This is a genomic window from Streptomyces sp. NPDC107538, assembly GCF_055657445.1.
The window spans coordinates 933,760-956,353 of sequence record NZ_JBVKAY010000001.1 but is presented as its reverse complement, the minus strand read 5'-3'; the positions used below and the strand labels follow the sequence as shown (position 1 = coordinate 956,353).

Sequence of the window (22,594 nt, the reverse complement as noted above, 5' to 3'; positions counted from 1 at the left end):
GTTGCCGGGGCGGGAATCCGAGCCTGCACCGGGGTGCGAACCGGCGCGGGAGCCGCCACCGAGGACGGGGCGGGGATCCGAGTGCGGGTCGGGGTGGGTGCCAGCCCGGGCTTCGGCATCGGTGTCCGTCGGGAGACCGGGACGGGAGCCTGGCGGCGCTTCGGCGGCGGAGCCGGTCGGGGCATCCGGACGGGCACCGGACGGGACTTCGGGACCGGCACCGGGCGAGGTCGCCGCGCGGGAGTCGGCCGGGACGTCAGCGCCGGCGTCTGCCGGGACACCGGCACGAGGGCTCCCCTCCGTCTCGGCACCGGAACCGGCCGAGGCGTCGGCACGGGAGCCGACCCGGACTTCGACGCCGCTGTCGCCCGGGACACCGGCACGGAAGCCTCCCGACGCGTCACCACCGGGACCGGTCGGGGCCTCGGCGCGCGAGCCGACCCGGACTTCGACGCCGCTGTCGGCCGGGGCACCGGCACGGAAGCCTCCCGACGCATCGCCACCGGGACCGCCCGGGGCATCGGCGCGCGAGCCGACCCGGACTTCGACACCGCTGTCGCCCGGGGCACCGGCACGGAAGCCTCCCGGCACATCGCCACCGGGACCGCCCGGGGCATCGGCGCGCGAGCCGACCCGGACTTCGACACCGCTGTCGCCCGGGACACCGGCACGGAAGCCTCCCGGCACATCACCACCGGAACCGCCCGAGGCATCGGCGCGCGAGCCGACCCGGACTTCGACACCGCTGTCGCCCGGGGCATCGGCGCGGAAGCCTCCCGGCGCGTCACCATCGGGACCGGTTGGGGCATCCGGACCGGAACCGGGCGGGGCTTCGGCGCCGGAACCGGTCGAGGTGGCCGCGGGGGAATCAGCCTGGGCATCAGGGCGGGCGCCTGCTGAGGCACCGGCACCGACGCCTCCCTTGTTCTCGCCACCGGAACCGGCCAGAGCTTCGGCAGCGGGGCCGATCCGGGCCTCGGTGCCGTTGTCGGCCATGTGACCGGCACGGGCGCCTCCCTGGGCTTCGGCAGCGGGGCCGGCCGGGGCGGCAGCGGGGTTCGCATGGGCTTCGCCCTTCGTGGCCGGTTCGTACTTCGATGACACGTCTTCAGCCTCCTGAACCGGCGCGGTTGGCGCGGATGAGCAGCCACAGCAGGACGGGGGCGCCGAGCACCCCGGTGACGACCCCGACCGGGAGTTCCGTGTCCGGGATGACCTTCCGTGCGGCGAGGTCGGACACCAGCACCATCACGGCACCGGTGAGCCCCGCCGCGACGGGCGGCGGGAACGGGGTGCCGGCCAGGCGCTGGGCGACCTGGGGCGCGGCGAGCGCCACGAAGGCGACCGGCCCGGCGGTGGCCGTGCCGAAGGCGACGAGGCCGACCGTGATGAGCAGGACGGCGACCCGGACGATGTGGACCTTGGTGCCGAGCCCCTTGGCGACGTCGTCCCCGAGCTGGAGGACCCGGATCTGCCGGCCGAGGAGCACCGCCGCCGGCACCAGCACGGCCATGGTCACGGCGAGCGGCTGGATCTGTTCCCAGGTACGGCCGTTGAGGTTGCCGACGAGCCAGCCGAGGGCGGCCTGCGCCTGGAAGCGCTGGCCGCGGGCGATGAGGTAGTCGGTGATGCTGGTGCAGATCCAGGCGATGCCGATGCCGACGAGGACGATGCGGTAGCCGGTGGTGCCGCGTTTCCAGGCCAGGGCATACACCAGCAGTCCGGCGGTCAACGCGCCCAGCAGGCCGAGGGCCTGGGTGCCGAGGCCGCCGTCCCAGCCGAGGACGATCCCGGCGACGACCACCGCGCCGGCGCCCTGGGTGATGCCCATCATGTCGGGGCTGGCCAGCGGGTTGAGCGTCACGGTCTGGAGCAGGGCCCCGGAGATGCCGAACGCGATGCCGACGAGCAGCCCGGCCAGCGCGCGCGGCAGCCGCAGCTCCCGCACGATCAGTTCGGTGCCGGGGTCGCCCGTTCCGACGAGGGCCTTCAGCACGTCGGTGAGCGGCAGATGGATGTCGCCGACGGAGGTCTCCACGGCGAACGCCAGGAACGCGGCGGCCGCGAGCAGCAGACAGACGGCGAGCAGCCGGGGGCGTACGACACCGGAGACGGGCGGCGCGGGGAGCCGGAAGGCCAGGCGGTCGGCCGTACGCCGTCTCGGAGTCGGGTCCGCGGCGCCCTTCGGGGGCGGCGCGGAGGTGAGTTCGGTGGTCATCGGCTCACAGCTCCACGGGTTCTGTCGTCATGGGCCACGGGCACCACGGTTTCGAAGGCCAAGGCTCGTCGAGCACAGGCCCGTGCCCGCCCGTTCGAGAGGTCATGTCACAGCTCCGCGAGGCGTCGGCGGCGGACCAGTGCGATGAAGAAGGGGCCGCCGATGAAGGCGACGAGGATGCCGGCCTGGATCTCGGTGGGGCGGGCGATCAGTCGGCCGGCGATGTCGGCGGTCAGGAGGAGGCAGGGGGCGAGGACCGCCGACAGCGGCAGCAGCCAGCGGTGGTCGGGGCCGAGTCCGGCGAGTTGGGCCAGGACACGGGCGATGTGCGGCACGACCAGGCCGACGAAGACGACGGGGCCGATGACGGCGACCGCTCCCCCGGTGAGCAGGGTGACGGCGATGACGCCCTGGACGCGGATCAGTCCGAGCTTGAGGCCGAGGGACTTGGCCACGTCGTCGCCGAGCGCGAGGCTGTTGAGGGCCGGGGCGCAGGCCAGGGCGAGAAGCGCGCCGACGGCGAGGAACGGCAGGACGCGCAGGAGCACCGCCTCGTCCTGGTTGGCGAGCGAGCCCGCGCTCCAGAAGCGGTAGCGGTTGAGGGCGTCCGGGTCGGTCAGGGCTATCGCGCTGGTGAGGGAGAAGAGCAGGGAGGTCACGGCGACGCCGGCCAGGGCGAGTTTGACCGGGGTGGAGCCGGATCGGCCGAGCCCGCCGAGGACGTACACGAGGACGCTGGCGGTGAACGCGCCGCCGAAGGCGAACCAGATGTACCCGTACACCGAGGAGATGCCGAGCACTCCGACCGACAGGACGACCGCGAAGGCGGCGCCCGCGCTGACGCCGAGGATGCCGGGGTCGGCGAGCGGGTTGCGGGTCAGTGCCTGCATCAGCGCGCCCGCGAGTCCGAGGGCGGCGCCGGTGGCGAGTCCGAGGGCGGTGCGGGGCAGCCGTACCGACCAGATGACGGTGTCGACACGGGTGTTGGGAGGGTCGCCGAGGAGGGTGTGCCACACCTGGTCGAGGGGGACACCGAGCGCGCCGAACGCCATCGACAGGGCGCACAGTGTGATCAGGGCCACGCCCGAGAGCGTCAGCAGCAGTACCGCGCGGGGGCCTTTCGCCGCCCGGACCGTCGAGGTCCCCACGTCTTCAACTTTCTTTGATGAGGCTTGCCTTAACTGTAGGGCGAGCGCCCGTTGAACTGTAGGTCTTCCTTCCCCGCCGATTGCCGCTGTTGGGACAACTCTCACTATGTGCACCCTGTGAATTAGGTAACCCTTACCTTAGTATGTCCGCGACCCGGCTCAGAACCGGATCCCGAACTGGTGGGAAGGCTCACTGCTGTGTGCGGTACCGAGGAAGTCCTGGCCTATTGGCGTCGGCTGCTGACATCGCTGCCGCTCGAGATCTCACTGCCCGCCGATCGGCCCCATCCGCCGCAGCCGCTCACCGAGCGGGACACGCGCGTCACGACCGATGTCCCGGACGCCTCCGACGCCGAACGACTCGCGGCGTTCGTCGCCCTGTTGCACCGTTACACCGGGGCGACGGATCTGACCGTGGGCCATGACGGGCTCCCGCTGCGGGTGTCCGTCGAGCACGAGCCGACCTTCGCCGAGCTGACGCGCCGGGTGGCGCAGGCGTACGAGGAGGCGGAGACCCACCGGGTGCCGATCGGGCTCCTGGTCGAGGAGCTGCGGCCCCGGCCCGCGCGCGGCGGCGGTCTGTTCTTCAACACGGCGTTCGCCACGGCCGCGCGGCCCGTCGGCGACCTGCCCGCCCCGGTCGACGTCCTGCTGGAGGTGGACGGGGATACGGCGCGGGCCGCGTACCACCCCGGGGTCTTCGACGGGACGACGATCGAGCGGCTGCTCGGCCACTACCGCACGCTGCTGGCCGACGCGTTGGCCCGGCCGGAGACTCCGGTGGCCCGGCTGGAGCTGATGAGCCCGGAGGAGTACCGGCAGGTCGTCCTGGACTGGAACGACACCGGGCATTCGGTGCCGGCGGATACCTGGCCCGCGATGTTCGCCGCCCAGGTGCGGCAGCGGCCGGACGCGGTGGCGCTGGTCTTCGAGGACGAGGAACTCACCTACGCCGAGCTGGACGAGCGCGCCAACCGCCTGGCGCACGCGCTGATCGCGCGGGGGGCCGGTCCCGAGCGGATCGTGGCCCTGGCGCTGCCGCGTTCCGCCGAGCTGATCGTGGCGGAGGTGGCCGTCATGAAGGCGGGCGCCGCCTATCTGCCGATCGACCACGACTATCCGGCGGACCGGATCGCGTACATGCTGGGCGACGCGCGGCCCGTCTGCATGGTGACCACCGGCGAGACCGCCCGGGACCTGCCCGACGCGGACGGGGGCATGACGGTCCTGGAGCTGGACTCGCCCGCCGCCGCCGCCGAGTTGGCCGAGCGGCCGGTCCACGATCCCACCGACGCGGACCGCGGGGGTCCGCTCACCGTGCTGAACGCCGCCTATGTGATCTACACCTCGGGCTCGACCGGCCGCCCCAAGGGCGTCGCCCTCGCGCACGGCGGTGTGGCGAAGCTGGTGGCCACGCAGAGCGAGCGGTTCGGCATCGGCCCGCACAGCCGGGTGCTGCAGTTCGCCTCGCCGAGCTTCGACGTCGCCTTCTGGGACCTGTGCCTCGGCCTGCTGTCCGGCGGCCGGCTCGTCGTCGTCCCCGCGGAGCTGCGGGTGCCTGGTGCGCCGCTCGCCGACTACGCGAACGCGCACGGCATCACCTTCATGATCCTGCCGCCCGCGCTGCTCGCCGCCATGCCGGACGACGTGCAACTGCCGCCGACCGCCACGCTGTTGGCGGGCACCGAGCGGGTCTCCCCCGAGCTGGTGGGGCGGTACGCGCGCGGGCGGATGATGTTCAACGCCTACGGCCCGACCGAGGCGACCACCAACTCCACGCTGGGCCTGTGCGATCCGGACATCCCGGCCGGGGCGATCGTCCCCATCGGTGTGCCCGACCCGGGAACCCGGGCGTACGTCCTGGACGCCTTCCTGCGACCCGTCCCCGCCGGGGTCACGGGTGAGCTGTACCTCGGGGGCGCGGGTCTGGCCCGCGGCTACCTCGGGCGGCCGGATCTGACCGCCGAGCGGTTCGTCGCCGACCCGTTCGGGGAGCCCGGTGAGCGGCTCTACCGCACCGGTGACCTGGTGCGCTGGCGGGCCGACGGACGGCTGGAGTTCCTGGGGCGCGCCGACGCCCAGGTCAAGATCCGCGGCTTCCGCATCGAGCCGGGCGAGATCGAGTCGGTGCTGCGCGGCCACCCGGCCGTCGACCAGGTCACCGTGGTCGTCCGCGAGGACCGGCCCGGCGACCGCCGTCTCGCCGCCTATGTCGTCCCCGCCCTCGACGCGCCGCGCGACGCGGACCCGGACGAGCGGGTCGAGGAGTGGAAGGAGCTGCACGAACTCCTCTACGGGGCCGCCGGTTCCGAGGACACCACCGGTTCCGGAGACACCGCCGACTCCGGTGACGCCACGGCCGCCCGTGACGGCTCCGGCTTCCGCGAGAACTTCGCGGGCTGGAACAGCATGTACGACGGCACCCCGATCCCCGTCGAGGAGATGCGCGAGTGGCGGGCCGCGACCGTCGAGCGCATCCGTGAACTCGGCACCGGGCAGCGGGTGCTGGAGATCGGTGTCGGCAGCGGGCTGATCCTGTCCCTGGTCGCGCCCGAGTGCGATGCGTACTGGGGCACCGATCTCTCCCCGGCGGCCGTCGCGGCGCTCCGCGCCCAGGTCGACGCCGATCCGGAACTGGCCGCCAAGGTCGAACTGCGGGCCCAGCCCGCCCATGACACCGACGGGCTGCCCGCCGGGTACTTCGACACGGTCGTCATCAACTCGGTCGCCCAGTACTTCCCCAGCGGGGAGTACCTGGTCGACGTACTGCGTCAGGTGGCGGGGCTGCTGGCCCCCGGCGGCCGGATCTTCGTCGGCGACGTCCGCAATCTGCGGCTGCTGCGTACGCTGCGCGCGGCCGTGGAGACCCGGCGGGCCACCGGTGGCGACGGGGAGGACGCTGACAAGAGCGCGCTGCGGGCGGCCGTGGAGCGGTCGGTGCGCTGGGAGGGCGAACTCCTCCTCGACCCGGACTTCTTCGCCGCCCTCGACGGCTTCGACGCGGAGATCCGGATCAAGCGGGCCACCCACCACAACGAGCTGAGCCGCTACCGGTACGACGTCGTCCTGCGCCCGGGGGCCCCGGCGGCCGTCCGGGAGCTGCCGGACATCGACTGGGCGACGCTCGGCGGACTCGGCGGGCTGGCCGAGCTGCTGGCCGGGCAGCCCGAGGGGCTCCGGGTCACCGGTGTGCCCAACGCGCGCCTCGTGGAGGACCTGGCGGACCTGCGGCGGCTGGAGGGCAGCAGCCGGGAGGCGGCGTCCGGCGCCGACCCCGAGGACCTGTACGCGCTGGCGGCGGAGCACGGCTACCGGGCGGCGCTCACCTGGAACGGCAACGCCGACGACGGCGCGTTCGACGCCGTCCTCGTCCTCGACGGGCCCTTCGGCCCCCTGTACCGGACGGCCGACGCCTACCCGCGCGCCAACCGGCCGGCGCCGTTCCGTGACGTGGCCGCGCTGATGCGGACCCTGCGCGCGCACGCCGCCGAGTGGCTGCCCGACTACATGGTCCCCTCGGCGTTCGTCCCGCTGCACGCCCTGCCGGTCACACCCAGCGGCAAGATCGACGCGCGGGCGCTGCCCGCCCCCGACTACGCGGCGATGAGCTCCGGCCGCGCCCCGCGCACCCCCCGCGAACGGCTGCTGTGCGCGCTGTTCGCGGAGGTGCTGGGCCTGGACTCCGTGACGGCAGAGGACGACTTCCTCGCGCTCGGCGGCGACAGCATCACCGCCATCCAACTCCTCATCCGCGCCCGGGAGTCGGGCCTCAAGCTGACCACCCGTGAGGTGTTCCGGCACCGTACGGTCGAGGCGCTGGCGCAGGCCGCCGTCGAGCGGGGCGACGAGGCCGGCGCCGACGAGCGCACCGCCGCCGAGCCGCTGGTGGCCGTCGACGAGGCCGAACTGGCCGAGATCCAGGGCACGCACCCGCTGCGGGTCGAGGAACTGCTGCCGCTGACCCCGCTCCAGCAGGGCTTCTTCTTCCACGCCCTCACCCGCGGCGACGGGGACACCTATGTCGTCCAGCAGGTGCTGGACCTGGCCGGGCCGGTGGACGGCGAGGTGCTGCGGCGGGCCGCCCAGGGCCTCCTGGACCGGCACGCGCCGCTGCGGGCCGCCTTCCGGCAGCGCGCGGACGGCACCCCCGTACAGATCATCACGCGGGACGCCGAACTGCCGTGGCGGGAGGTCGACCTGTCCTCGCAGGACAGCGAGGTCCGCGAGTCGCTCGGCGACGCGGTGGCCGCCGACGAGCGCGCCCGGGGCTTCGACCTGGCCGCGCCGCCGCTGCTGCGCTGCGCCCTGATCCGGCTGGGCGGCGAACGCAGCCAGCTTGTCCTGACGTTCCATCACATCGTGGCGGACGGCTGGTCGTTGCCGGTGCTGCATCGCGAACTGATGGCGTTCTACGGCACCGACACACCCGCGCTGCCCGAAGTCGCCCCCTACCGTGGCTTCCTGCGGCGTCTCGCCGAGCAGGACCGTGACGCGGCCCGTGACGCCTGGCTGGACGCGCTCGCCGGTCTTGACGAGCCGACGCGGCTGGTCGGCGACCCGGCCGACACGGCACCCGTGCGCCCGGAGCACGTCCGTGTGGAGCTGTCCGAGCGGACCACCGCGCGGCTCGCCGAGCGGGCCCGTGAGCAGGGGGTCACCCTCGGCACGGTCGTCCAGGGCGCCTGGGGTCTGCTGCTCGGCGGGCTGACCGGCCGGAACGACGTGGTGTTCGGTACGACGGTCTCCGGGCGCGACGGCGAGGTCGAGGGCATCGCCTCCATGGTGGGCCTGTTCATCAACACCCTGCCGACGCGCTTCCGTTGGACCCCCCGCGAGTCCCTGTGCACCCTGCTCGTCCGGCTCCAGGAGGAGCAGGCCCGGCTGCTGGACCACCAGCACCTGGGCCTCGCCGAGATCCAGCGGCTCACCGGACACGCGGGCTCCGGTGAACTCTTCGACACCCTCGTGGTGTTCGAGAACTACCCCGCCGAGACCGACCTCCGGGACGCCTCCGGCACCGTCCGCATCACCGGCGACGCCTTCCACGACGCCGTGCACTACCCCCTGGCCCTCGTCGTCAAGCCCGGCCGACGGCTCGACCTGCGGCTCAAGCACCACGCGGAACGCCTCGACGGCGACACCGTCCGCGCGCTGGGCGACCGGCTGGTCCGCGTCCTGGAGGCCATCGCCGAGGCACCGGATCGCAGGGCCGCCTCCGTCGACCTGCTCTCCCCCGACGAGGCCCTGAACGCCCACCCCGCCGGCGAGGAGCGCCTCGTACCGGAGACCACCCTCGCCGAGGGCTTCGCCGCGCAGGTCGCCCGGACGCCGGACGCGACAGCCGTCGTCTTCGAGGGCGAGCGGCTGAGCTATGCCGAACTGGACGCCCGTGCCGAGGAGTTGGCCGGGCGTCTGCGGGGCCGGGGTGCCCGGCCGGGCACCTTCGTGGCGGTCGCCGTGCCGCGTTCGGCGGAGCTGATGGTGGCGCTGCTGGGCGTGCTGAAGTCGGGCGCCGCGTATCTGCCGGTCGACCTGGACTACCCGGCCGACCGGGTGACGCACATGCTCACCGACTCGGGCGCGACGACGGTGGTCACACTGTCGGCGACGGCGGACCGGCTGCCCCAACCCCAGCCCCAGTCGCAGTCCCAGCCGTCCGAGCGGAACGTTCCTGCAGCGCCTTCCGTCCTGCTGCTGGACGCCCCGGACGACGAGACCGCCGCAAGCCCAGCCCACACCAGCACCCCCGCCCCCGCCCACCCCGACGACCCCGCCTACCTCATCTACACCTCCGGCTCCACCGGCCTCCCCAAGGGCGTCGTCGTCACCCACCGGGCGATCGTGAACCGTCTCGCGTGGACGCAGGGCGAGTACGGGCTCGGCGCGGACGACCGGGTGCTGCAGAAGACGCCGTCGAGCTTCGACGTGTCCGTGTGGGAGTTCTTCTGGCCGCTCCTCGAAGGCGCGACCGTGGTGCTGGCCCGCCCGGACGGCCACCGCGATCCCGCCTACCTGGCCGGACTCGTCCGTGAACAGGCCGTCACCACCATGCACTTCGTGCCCTCGATGCTGGAGGCGTTCCTCCAGCACGACGAGGTCACCGGTGACCCCACCTGGTCGGCGTCGCTGCGCCGGGTGCTGAGCAGCGGCGAGGCGCTCCCGGTCACCGCGGCCAGCCGCTGGCACGCGCTGACGGGCGTACCGCTGCACAACCTGTACGGCCCGACCGAGGCGGCCGTCGACGTCACGTACCACCCGTACGCCTCCGACGAGGAGCAGGCGCCCGGCGCGTCCGTGCCCATCGGGCGTCCCGTGTGGAACACCGGCCTCCGGGTCCTGGACGCCTGTCTGCGGCCCGTCCCCGACGGAGTCCCCGGCGAGCTGTATCTGACCGGTGTCCAGCTGGCCCGGGGCTACCACGCGCGTCCGGGGCTGACCGCCGAACGGTTCACCGCGGACCCGTACGGGCAGCCCGGCAGCCGGATGTACCGCACCGGTGACCTGGTCAGACGGCGCCCGGACGGGGTGATCGAGTATCTGGGCCGCACGGACCGGCAGGTCAAGCTGCGCGGCAACCGGATCGAACTCGGTGAGATCGAGGCCGCCCTCGTCCGGCTGCCGCAGGTCGCGCAGGCCGCCGTGACGGTCCGGGACGACGCGCTCGTCGCCTACATCGTGCCCGTCGCGGGCGCCGCCGAGGTCGGCGACCTCCGTGAGGCCATCGCCGACTCGCTCCCCGCCCCCATGGTGCCGAGCGCCTGGGTGGTGCTCGAAGCCCTGCCGCTCACCCCGAGCGGCAAGCTGGACCGCGCCGCGCTGCCCGCCCCGCAGGCCGTACGCGGCACCGTCACCCGTGCCCCGGGCAGCCCCCGGGAGCAGGTGCTCGTGGAGATCTTCGCGGCGGTGCTGAAGCTCGACGAGGTCGGGGTCGACGACGACTTCTTCCTGCTCGGCGGTGACAGCATCAGCTCGATCGCCGTGTCCAGCCGGGCCCGTCGCGCGGGGCTGGCGATCGGCCCGCGCGAGGTGTTCGAGCACCGCACCCCGGCGGCGCTCGCCGCCACGGCCGCCCTGGACGAGACGGCCACGGGCGACACGGACACCCCTGCCGTGTCCGCGTTCACGCTGACCGAGGAGGAGCGGGAGCGGGTCGAGCGGCTCGCTCCGGGCCGGATCGAGGACGTGTGGCCCCTCGCCCCGCTCCAGGAGGGCCTGTTCTTCCACTCGAACTTCGACGACAGCTCCCTCGACGTCTACACCGTCCACGAGTCCTTCGACTTCGCCGACCGCGTGGACGCCGAGCGGCTGTCGGCGGCCATGCGCACCCTGCTGGCCCGCAACCCCAGCCTGCGGGCCGGGTTCACCAGTGAGGGGCTGCGCCAGCCGGTGCAGTTCATCGTGCGGGACGCCGAGATCCCGCTGACCGAGGTGGATCTCGCGGGGCTCCCGGCAGCCGAACAGGACCTGCGGATGCGGGAGTTGCTGGAGGAGTCGCGGGCCCAGCGCTTCGACCTCACCCGGCCCCTGCTCTTCCGGATGCTGCTCGTCCGGCTCGGTGAGGAGCGCGGCGACCGGCTGATCGTCGGCCGTCATCTGATCCTCTGGGACGGCTGGTCGGCCTGGCTGTTCCTGGACCAGCTGTTCGCGCTGTACGAGAGCGGCGGCGACCCGGCGGGGCTGGACCGTCCCGGCTCGTACCGCGACTATCTGACCTGGCTGGAGCGGCAGGACGACACCGAGGCCACCCGGGCATGGCGCGCGGCCCTGTCCGGTTTCGAGGAGCCCACGCTGCTGGTGCCGGCCGCCTCCGAGCGGGGCCAGGAGCCGGTGATCCCGGAGCAGTTGGACGCCGTGCTGGACGCGCCGGTCGCCGAGCGGCTGCGCGACACCGCCCGCGCCCACGGTCTGACCATGAACACGGTGCTCAACGCGGCCTGGGGTCTGGTCCTGGCCGGTGCGACGGGCCGTACCGACATCGCGTTCGGTACGACGGTCGCCGGGCGGCCCAGCGAGGTGCCGGACGTAGAGAACGTCATCGGCATGTTCCTCAACACCGTGCCCGCGCGCATCGCCTTCGACCCGCGTGAGCCGGTCGTCGAGCTGCTGCGCCGTATCCAAGGCGAGCGCCTTGAGGTCATGCCGTTCGAGCACCTGGGCCTGGGTGTGCTCCAGGCCGAGTCGGGTCACCGACGGCTGTTCGACACACTGTTCGTGCTGCGCAACGCCGACACCGACGAGCGGCTCGCCGAGCTGCGCGAGCGGCACGGCGCGACGGCCGTGGCCAACGTGGACGCCACGCACTACCCGGCCAACCTGGTCGTCACACCCGGCGAGACGGTCAGGGCGACCCTCGCCTACCGGCCCGACCTGCTGGACGGCGCCCAGGCGCGGCGCCTGCTGGACCGTTTCGTGCTGCTGGTGGGCCGTCTGGTGGCCGACCCGCACGCCCCGGTCGGCTCGCTGGACTCCCTGCTGCCCGCCGAGGCCGCCGCGCTCGCCCGCGAGGAGGCCGGGCAGCGGCAGCCCGTACCGCACGAGACGGTCGCGGACATGCTGGCCGCGCAGGCCGCCCGTACCCCGGACGAGACCGCGCTGGTCTTCGGCACGCAGACCCTGACGTACGCCGAACTCGACGCGCGCTGCAACCGGATGGCCCGGCTGCTGATCGCGCGCGGCGCCGGTCCCGAGCGGGTGATCGCGCTCGGGCTGCCCCGATCGATCGACATGGTGGTGGCGCTGTTCGCGGTGCTGCGCACGGGGTCGGCGTATCTGCCGCTGGAGCTGGACCACCCGGCCGACCGGCTGTCGCTGATGCTCGCCGACGCCCGCCCGCTGCTCCTCCTCTCCACGGACGGCGTGTCGGCGACGCTGACGGGCGACACACCGCGTGTGCTGCTCGACGACCCGGCGGTGGCCGCCGAACTGGCGGACCTCCCGGCCGACCCGGTGTCGGTGACCTTCAGCCTGGACCACCCGGCGTACGTCATCTACACCTCGGGCTCCACCGGTCGCCCCAAGGGTGTCGTCACGCCGTACCTCGGTCTGACGAACATGCAGCTCAACCACCAGAAGGAGATCTTCGCCCCGGCGATCGCGTCGGCGGGCGGGCGGCGGCTGCGGATCGCGCACACCGTGTCGTTCGCGTTCGACATGTCCTGGGAGGAGCTGCTGTGGCTCGTCGAGGGGCATGAAGTACACGTCTGCGACGAGGAGTTGCGGCGGGACGCGACCGCGCTGGTGGCGTACTGCGAGGAACACCGCGTCGATGTCGTCAACGTGACCCCGACCTACGCCCATCTCCTGCTGGAGGAGGGCCTGTTGGACGGGCACCGGCCGCCGCTGGTGCTGCTCGGCGGCGAGGCCGTCACCGAGACGGTGTGGAACACGCTGCGGGACACGGAGGGGACGTACGGCTACAACCTGTACGGCCCGACCGAGTACACGATCAATACGCTCGGCGGTGGCACGGAGGACAGTGCCACCCCGACCGTCGGCAAGCCCATCCGCGCCACCCGCGCCCGCATCCTCGACACCTGGCTGCGGCCGGTGCCGGACGGCGTGGCGGGCGAGCTGTACATCGCGGGCGTCGGTCTGGCACGCGGCTACCTCGACCGGCCCGGTCTGACCGCCGAGCGGTTCGTGGCCGACCCGTACGGGCAGCCGGGCGAGCGCATGTACCGTACCGGTGACCTCGTACGCCGCCGTCCGGACGGCAACCTGGACTTCCTGGGCCGTACCGACGACCAGGTCAAGATCCGGGGTTACCGGGTGGAGCTGGGCGAGATCGAGACCGCGCTCGTGCAGCACCCCGAGGTGTCCCGGGCCGCCGTCATCGCCCGCGACGACACGTCCGCGCCGGGCACCAAGCGGCTCGTCGGCTATGTCGTCCCGGCCGAAGCCGACGCCGAGGCACGGGAGTCGGCCGAGCGGGAGCAGATCGGTGAGTGGCAGGAGATCTACTCCGCCGAGTACACCGAGATCGGCACCGCCCTGTTCACCGAGGACTTCGCGGGCTGGGACAGCTCCTACGACGGCACCCCCATCCCCGTGGAGGGCATGCGGGAGTGGCGCGAGGCCACCGTGGAGCGCATCCGTGAGCTCAAGCCCCGGCACATCCTGGAGATCGGCGTCGGCTCGGGCCTGCTGCTGTCGAAGCTCGCGCCGGACGCCGAGGCGTACTGGGCGACCGACTTCGCCGCGCCCGTGATCCGCAAGCTCACCGAGGGCGTCAAGAGCGACCCCGTGCTGGCGGGCAAGGTCGAACTGCGCTGCCAGCCCGCCGAGGTGACCGAAGGGCTGCCCACCGGCTACTTCGACACGATCGTCATCAACTCCGTCATCCAGTACTTCCCTAGCCTGGACCACCTCCACCAGGTGATCCGGGGCGCGCTGGACCTGCTCGCGCCCGGCGGCGCCCTGTTCCTCGGTGACATCCGCGACCTGCGGCAGGCCCGGGTGTTCCAGGCCGGCATCCAGGCCGCCCGCGCCGACGCGGACACCGAGCCCGACAGCCTGCGCCGGGCCGTGGAGCGCGGTCTCGCCCTGGAGAAGGAACTCCTGGTCGACCCGGACTGGTTCACCACCCTCGGCGTCGGCGTCGACCTGCGCACCAAGGCGGGCCGCCACCACAACGAGCTGACCCGCTACCGGTACGACGTGGTGCTGTACGAGGGCGAAGCCGAGCTCTCGCTGGACGGAGTCCCGGCCGTCGACTGGACCGGACGGGACGCGCTCCTCGCCCGCCTCGACGGCACCGCACCACTGCGGGTGCGGGGCGTCCCGGACGCCCGTACGGCCGGTGACCTCGCCGGGCTGCGCGCCCTGGACACCGGCCGCCCGTCGGCCGTGGTCGCGACGGGAGTGGAACCGGAGGACCTGCGGGAGACCGCCGGGGCACACGGCTACCGGCTGCTCACCACCTGGTCCGCCGAACCGGGCGCCTACGAGGCCGTGTTCGTGCCCGACGCCCAGATGCCTGGCACCGACACCGGGACCGACACAGAAACCGGCACCGGCACCGGCACGCTCCGTACGGCGGGCCTGTACCGGCCGCGCGCCGACCGCGACGCCGACGCCCCGTTCGCCAACACCCCGGCGGCCGGACGCGGCCACACCGCACTGATCCGGCGGCTCCGCGACGACCTCGGGCAACGGCTGCCCGGCTACATGGTGCCCGCGGCGTTCGTGGTCCTGCCCGGACTGCCGATGAACGACAACGGCAAGCTCGACGTCCGCGCCCTGCCCGACGCCGAGCCCGCGGTCGCCCTGTCGGCCGGGCGCGGCCCGCGCACCCCCGTCGAGGAGGTGCTGTGCCGGCTCTTCGCCGAGGTGCTGGGCCTGCCCCGCACGGGCGCGGAGGACAACTTCTTCGACCTGGGCGGCCATTCGCTGCTGGCGACCCGGCTGATCAGCCGCGCCCGCACCGAACTGGGCGCCGAACTGGCCATCCGTGACCTGTTCGAGGCACCCACCCCCGAGCAGCTGGCGCTGCGCGCGGAGGCCGGGCGGCCCGCCCGGCCCGTGCTGCGGCCGGCGTCCGAGCGGCCCGCCCGTATCCCGCTGTCGGCGGCCCAGCGGCGGCTGTGGCTGGTGGAGCGCATCACCGGCGGCGTGGCCTACAACTTCCCGCTCGTCTTCCGGCTCCGCGGCGAGCTGGACCTCGACGCGCTGCGGGCGGCGCTGGGTGATGTGACCGACCGTCATGAAGCCCTGCGGACCCGGTTCCTGGAGGAGGACGGGGAGCCGTACCAGTGGATCGTGCCGCCGGGCGCGGCCCGGCCCGACTTCCGGGTGTCCGACGTCGGCGCCGACGAGCTGACGGCACGGATCACGGAGGCGCAGCGGCGCCCGTTCGACCTGAGCACCGAACTCCCGGTCCGGGCCGAGGTGTTGAGGCTGGGTCCCGATGACCGTGTGGTGGCGCTGATGCTGCATCACATCACCACCGACGAGTGGTCGGACCGGCCGTTCCTCGCCGATCTCACCACCGCCTACCGGGCCCGCGTCGAGGGCCGGGAGCCGAAGTGGACGGCGCTGCCGGTCCAGTACGCCGACTACACCCTGTGGCAGGACACCCTGCTCGGTCAGGTCGGCGAGGCCCAGCGCGCCCACTGGACCGAGGCCCTGCGGGAGCTGCCGGAGGAACTGTCGCTGCCGCTGGACCGGCCCCGGCCGGCGGAGCCCACCGGGCGTGGCGGCAAGGTCCGCCAGGAGCTGTCCCCCGCCACCGGAAGGGCCCTGCGGGACCTGTCCGGCGCCACGAACAGCAGTATGTTCATGGTGTTCCAGGCGGCCACGGCGGCACTGCTGCACCGGCTCGGCGCCGGGGACGACATTCCGCTGGGGGCACCCATCGCGGGCCGTACCGACGACGCGCTGGACGACCTGGTCGGGTTCTTCGTCAACACGCTGGTGCTGCGCACCGATCTGTCGGACGCGGAGTCCGGTCTGACGTTCGCCCAACTCCTGGGCCGGGTCCGGGAGTCGGCCCTGGAGGCGTTCGGGAACCAGGATCTCCCCTTCGACCATGTCGTCGAGGCCGTGAACCCGCCCCGGGTGGCGGGCCGCAACCCGCTCTTCCAGGTCATGCTCGGCTACCACTACCGGCCCGACGGTGACCCCGAGGTGCTCGGCCTGGACACCGAGTGGTTCGACATGGACACCGGCATGGCCAAGTTCGACCTCCACTTCACCTTCGTCGACGAGGTGGGCGCCGACCGTCTGACGCTGCTGCTGGAGTACGCGCACGACCGGTGCGACGAGGCGACGGCACGGCGGCTCGCCGGGCTGCTGGCGCGGCTCCTCGACCAGGTGGCCGCCGCACCCGACCTTCCCGTACGGGATGTGGAGGTCCTGTCGGAGGCCGACCGGGAGGCGGTGCTCGTCCGGTGGAACGACACCGCGCACGAGGTACCCGCGACGACCCTGCCGGAGCTGTTCCGTGCGCAGGTCGCGCGGACACCGGACGCGCTCGCCCTCGTCGACGGTGAACACCGGTACAGCTACGCCGAATTGGACGCGAAGGTCGAGCGGACGGCCCGGGTCCTGGCCGGGATGGGGGTGGGCCCCGAGCGTACGGTGGCGGTGGCGTTGCCGCGTTCGGCTGAGCTGGTCGTGGTGCTGCTGGCGGTGCAGCGGGCGGGCGGCGCCTATCTGCCGCTGGACGCCGACCAGCCCCGGGAGCGGATCGCGTTGATGCTGGCGGAGGCCCGGCCGGTGTGCGTCGTCGAGGACGCGCTGCCGCAGGGCCCGGAGGGTGAACTGCCCACGTCCTACGATCCGTCGAGCCCGGCCTATGTGATCTACACCTCCGGTTCGACCGGCCGCCCCAAGGGTGTCGTCGTGCCGCACGAGGGCATCGTGAACCGGCTGCTGTGGATGCAGGACGCCTACGGACTGCGCCCCGACGACCGGGTGCTGCAGAAGACGCCGTCCGGCTTCGACGTGTCGGTGTGGGAGTTCTTCTGGCCGCTGATCACCGGGGCCGCCCTGGTGGTCGCCCGGCCGGAGGGCCACAAGGACCCGGCGTACCTGGCGGAGCTGATCCGCGAACAGGGCGTCACCACCACGCACTTCGTGCCGTCGATGCTCCAGGTGTTCCTGGAGGAGCCGGCCGCCGCGCGCTGCACGGGTCTGCGCCGGGTGCTGTGCAGCGGCGAGGCGCTGCCGGCGCCGGTGGCCGCGCGCTTCCACGAGGTGCTGTCGGCCGAACTGCACAACCTGTACGGGCCGACGGAGGCCTCGGTCGACGTGACGGCCGGCCAGGTGGAGCCCGGGGCCGGGCGGGTGGTGATCGGGCGTCCCGTCTGGAACACCCGGGCCTATGTCCTGGACGCGGCGCTGCGGCCGGTGCCGCCGGGTGTGGCCGGTGAGCTGTATCTGGCGGGCGTCCAGCTCGCACGCGGCTACCTCGACCGTCCCGGTCTCACGGCCGAGCGGTTCGTCGCGGACCCGTACGGCGGCCCCGGTGCCCGGATGTACCGCACGGGCGACCTGGCCCGCTGGCTGCCGGACGGCACGCTCGACTTCCTGGGCCGCACCGACCACCAGGTCAAGATCCGTGGTGTGCGTATCGAGCCCGGTGAGATCGAGGCCGTGCTCGCCCGGCACGAGTCGGTGGCCCACGCGGTCGTCGTCCCGTACGAGCAGCGGCTCGTCGGTTACGTCGTCCCCGACGCCGGGGCGGTCGCCGATCCGGCGGTCCTGCGCGGCCACACCGCCGGGTTCCTGCCCGAGCACATGGTGCCCGCTGCCGTCGTCGTCCTCGACGCGCTGCCGCTGACGCCGAACGGCAAGCTGGATCGCCGGGCGCTGCCCGTGCCCGACTTCGCGGCGGGCGGCGGTACGGGCGGCCGGGCCCGTGATCCGCGTGAGGAGATCCTCTGCGGTCTGTTCACGGACGTGCTGGGCGTGGACGGGGTCGGTGTCGACGACGACTTCTTCGCCCTCGGCGGCCATTCGCTGCTCGCGATGCGGCTGGTGGCCGGTGTCCGGGCGGCGTTCGGAGCGGAGGTGTCGCTCCGTACGGTCTTCGACGCCCCGACGGTGGCCCGGCTCGCCCGGCGCCTCGCCGACACCACCGACGCGACGGGCACCACCCGCCCTGCGCTGACGGTCCGGGAGCGTCCCGAGCGGCTGCCGCTGTCCTCCGCCCAGCAGCGCCTGTGGGTGCTGTTCCAGGTGGAGGGCCCGAGCGCCACGTACAACATCCCCTCGGCCTGGCGGCTGACGGGCGCGCTGGACGTCGAGGCGTTGCGGGCCGCCGTCCACGACGTCGTCGTGCGCCACGAGACGCTGCGGACGGTCTTCCCCGACGACGAGGGCCGGGCCCACCAGCTGGTGCTGGCGCCCGACGAGGCCCGGGTCCCGTTCGAGGTCGTCGACACCGACGGGGACCTGCTGCCGGAGCTGCTGGCGGAGGCCGGCGCGTACGGCTTCGCGCTGGACCGTGAACTGCCGCTGCGGGTCCATGTGTTCCGCACGGGAGAGGAGGAGTGGACGGTCCTGCTGCTCATGCACCACATCGCGGGCGACGAGTGGTCGGAGGGCCCGTTCAACCGGGACCTCGGGCTCGCCTACGCCGCCCGTACGGCCGGACGCGCCCCCGAGTGGGAGCCGCTGCCCGTGCAGTACGCCGACTACACGCTCTGGCAGCGGGACGTCCTCGGCGACGAGAAGGACGCGGGCAGCCTCGCGGCCCGCCAGATCGCGTACTGGAAGCAGGCGCTGGCCGGGCTGCCCGAGGAGCTGGCGCTGCCCGTGGACCGGGCCCGTCCGCTGGAGTCCACCTATCGGGGCGGTTCCGCCGATCTGTCGCTGGACGCCGAACTCGCCGCCGCCCTGCACGGGTTGGCGCGCGACAACGGGGTCAGCGTGTTCATGGTGCTCCAGTCGGCCGTGGCCGCGCTGCTGTCCCGGCTCGGCGCGGGGCACGACATCCCGATCGGCAGCCCGATCTCCGGGCGCACCGACGCCGGCCTGGACGAGCTGGTCGGGTTCTTCCTCAACACGCTGGTGCTGCGCACCGACACCTCCGGGGACCCGACGTTCCGGGAGCTGCTCGGCCGCGTCCGGGAGGCCGACCTGGCGGCGTTCGACCACCAGGACGTGCCGTTCGAGCGGCTGGTGGAGGCGCTCAACCCGGCCCGGTCGCTGGCCCGTCACCCGCTGTTCCAGGTGATGGTCGTGTATCTGGCGGCCGGTGAGGACGACACCGGGCTGCCCGGACTGGCCGCCCGCCGGGACGACGTGGCGCAGACGACCGCCAAGTTCGACCTGTCCTTCGACTTCGTCGAGCGCGGTGACGGCAGCGGGGTGGACGGCGTCCTGGAGTACAGCGCCGATCTGTTCGACCACGCCACCGCCGAGGCGTTCGCCGCCCGGCTGCTGCGTGTCCTGCGTGCCGTGGCCGCCGACCCGGACATCGCCCTCGCCGGGATCGACATCCTCGGCGCGGACGAGCGGGCCCGGCTCCTCGACGGCTGGCACAGCAGGCCCGCCGCGGGGGCGCCGACCACCACCCCCGCCCTCTTCGAGGAGCGGGCGCGTCTGCACGGCGATCTGCCGGCCGCCGCGTCCGACGGGGTCGAGCTGACGTTCGCCGAACTCAACGCGGACGCCAACCGGTTGGCCCGGCTGCTCGTCGAGGCCGGTGCCGGGCCGGAGCGGTTCGTGGCGCTCGCGCTGCCCCGCACCGCGCACTTCCTCACGGCCGTCCTGGCCGTCCACAAGGCGGGCGCGGGCTATCTGCCGCTCGACCCGGACGCCCCGGTGGAGCGCACGGCCGACGTCCTGGCCGACGCCCGGCCGGTGCTGACCCTGACCACCCGCGCCCTGGCCGCCACCCTGCCGCCCGGGACCGAACCACTGGTCCTGGACGACGAGGCCACACGGACGCGGCTCTCGGCGCAGGACACCACCGACCTCACCGACGCCGACCGCACGGCCCCGCTGACGCCCCACCACCCGGCGTACGTCATCTACACCTCGGGCTCCACCGGCCGCCCCAAGGGCGTGGTGATCACCCACGAGACCCTGGGCAACCTCTTCCACAGCCACCGGGAGACGCTGTACGGGCCCGCGATCGAGGCGGCCGGGCGGCGGCATCTGCGGGTCGGGCACGCCTGGTCGTTCTTCTTCGACGCGTCCTGGCAGCCGCAGCTGTGGCTGCTGGACGGGCACTGCGTGCATGTGCTGTCCGAAGAAGTCCGGCGCGACCCCGAGCTGGTCACCGAGGCCGTGCTGCGGCACCGCTTCGACTTCCTGGAGGTCACCCCGTCGTTCTTCACGCAGATGGCCGACAGCGGTCTGCTGCGGGACGGCGACTGCCCGCTCGCGGTGGTCGGCGTCGGCGGCGAGGCGGTCCCCGTCGCCCTGTGGAAGCGGCTCGCGGAGCTGCCCGGCACCGAGGCGTTCAACCTGTACGGTCCGACCGAGTCGACCGTGGACGCCCTCGTGGGCCGGGTCCGCGACAGCGAACGGCCGCTCGTGGGACGGCCGGTGGCCGGCACCCGGGCGTACGTCCTCGACGACCGGCTGCGGCCGGTGCCGCCCGGGGTCCCCGGTGAGCTGTACCTCGCCGGTGGCGGTCTCGCCCGGGGCTACCTGGGCAGCCCGGCCCTGACGGCCGAGCGGTTCGTGGCCGACCCGTTCGGTCCGGCCGGATCGCGGCTGTACCGCACGGGCGACCTGGCCCGCTGGACCGCCGACGGCCGGATCGACTACCTGGGCCGCGCCGACGACCAGGTCAAGATCCGGGGCTTCCGGATCGAGCCCGCCGAGATCGAGGCCGCGCTCACCACCCACCCGGAGGTCGGCCAGGCCCTGGTGACCGTCCACCAGGACGGCCCCCGCAAGCTGCTCGTGGCCTATGTCGTACCGGTCCCGGACACCACGCCCGACCCGGCGCTGCTGCGGGCCCATGTCGCCGGCCGGCTCCCGGACCACATGGTCCCGGCGGCCGTCGTCGCCCTGGAGCGGTTCCCGCAACTCGCCAACGGCAAGCTGGACCGGTCCGCGCTGCCCGCGCCGGACTTCACCGCCCTGTCCTCGGGCCGGGCACCCGCGACGCCCGTGGAGGAACTGCTCTGCACGGTGTTCGCGGAGGTGCTGGGCCTCGAACGGGTCGGTGTCGACGACGACTTCTTCGCCCTCGGCGGAGACAGCATCGTCGCCATGCAGCTCGTGGGCCGGGCCCGTGCGGCGGGCCTCAGGATCAGCCCGAGGCTGGTGTTCCGGCACCGTACGGTCGCCGCGCTGGGCACGGTCGCCGAGGCGGCCGACGTCTTGGCGCCGCGCCCGGTGGACGACGGCACCGGCAGCGTGCCGCTCACCCCGGTCATGCACTGGCTGCGCGAACTGGGCGGCCCCTTCGCCTCGTACCACCAGGCGGCCCTGGTCCGCACCCCGGCGGCGCTGGACCTGCCCGGTCTGACGACCGTGCTGCAGGCGCTCGCCGACCGCCACGACCTGCTGCGCGCCACCCTGGTCCGGCCCTCCCTCGACGACACCGAGGAGTGGTCGCTGCACGTGCCGCCCGTCGGTACGGTCGACGCGGTGAGCTGGATCGAGCGGGTCGACGTGTCCGGGTTGGACGCGACCGCGCTGGGCGAGACCGTACGGGAACACACCACGGCGGCACGGGACTTGCTCGACCCGGACGCGGGGATCATGGTCAGGGCGGTGTGGTTCGACGCGGGCGACGCCCCGGGCCGGCTGCTGCTGCTGGGCCACCACCTCGTGGTGGACGGTGTGTCCTGGCGGGTGCTGCTGCCGGACCTCGAAGCGGCCTGGCGGGACGTCTCCGCCGGGCGGCCGGTCGCGCTGCTGCCCGTCGAGACGTCGTTCGCCCGCTGGTCCCGGCTGCTCACCGAGCTGGCCCAGTCGCCGGAGCGGGAGGCCGAACTCCCCCTGTGGGAGGCAGTCCTGCACGGCGGCGCGGAGTCCCTGCCGCTCACCCGGGAGCGGGACCCGGACCGCGACACCGCCGCCACGCGGCGCGAGGTCGTGCTGCGGCTGCCCGCCGAGCACACCGGGCCCCTGCTGTCGGCCGTCCCGGCCGCGTTCGGCGCGCAGGTCAACGACGTCCTGCTGGCCGGGCTCGCCCTCGCCTTCGCCGACCGGCGGCGCCGGACCGGTGGTTCGGACACCTCGGTCCTGGTCGACCTCGAAGGCCACGGCCGCGAGGAGGAGTTGGGCGGCGACGGGGTCGATCTGTCCCGTACGGTCGGCTGGTTCACCAGCGTCTACCCGGTCCGGCTCGACCCGGGACCGGTGGACACGGGCGAGGCGTTCGCGGGCGGGCAGGCCGCCGAGGAGGCCGTACGGCGGGTGCGCGAGCATCTGGCGGACCTGCCCGCGAACGGCGTCGGGTACGGGCTGCTGCGGCACCTCAACCCCCGGACCCGCGCGGTGCTCTCGGCCTACGAGCCGCCGCGCGTCGAGTTCAACTACCTGGGCCGGTTCGGCATCCCGGAGGAGACGGACTGGTCGTACGCGCCGGAGGAGGACGCGGCGGACATCGGGGCGGAGGGCTCGATGCGGGAGGGTCACGCGCTGGAGATCAACGTGGTGACCGAGGACCGGGCGGACGGGCCGGTACTGGCCGCGCACTGGTCGTATCTGGAAGGACTGCTGCCGCGCGAGATGGTCCAGGATCTCTCCGAGACCTGGTTCCGGGCCCTGCGAGGGCTCGTCGCGTGGGCGGAGCGGAACCCGAAGTGACACAGAA

General features: G+C 73.5%; 4 protein-coding genes. 2 read left to right on the top strand and 2 right to left on the bottom strand.

Annotation, left to right across the window (positions count from 1 at the left end):
* Positions 1-33: 33 nt before the first annotated feature.
* Positions 34-900 carry a hypothetical protein gene (locus ACZ7MG_RS04135; protein WP_471946115.1) on the top strand — a complete coding sequence of 289 codons (867 nt, stop codon included), beginning with the start codon at positions 34-36 and terminating at the stop codon, positions 898-900.
* Between the two features lie 208 nt (positions 901-1,108).
* On the opposite strand, the gene ACZ7MG_RS04130 is transcribed toward ACZ7MG_RS04135, so the two are convergent.
* Complete coding sequence (locus ACZ7MG_RS04130; protein ID WP_471392311.1) at positions 1,109-2,218, bottom strand: FecCD family ABC transporter permease; 1,110 nt, start codon at positions 2,216-2,218, stop codon at positions 1,109-1,111.
* A 107-nt stretch (positions 2,219-2,325) separates the two neighbouring features.
* On the bottom strand, positions 2,326-3,366 hold the full coding sequence (locus ACZ7MG_RS04125) for a FecCD family ABC transporter permease (RefSeq protein WP_471392309.1): 1,041 nt from the start codon (positions 3,364-3,366) through the stop codon (positions 2,326-2,328).
* Between the two features lie 198 nt (positions 3,367-3,564).
* Between ACZ7MG_RS04125 and ACZ7MG_RS04120 the strand changes: the two genes are divergently transcribed.
* Positions 3,565-22,587, top strand: coding sequence for an amino acid adenylation domain-containing protein (locus ACZ7MG_RS04120; protein ID WP_471392306.1), 19,023 nt, complete (start codon positions 3,565-3,567; stop codon positions 22,585-22,587).
* Positions 22,588-22,594: the final 7 nt, after the last annotated feature.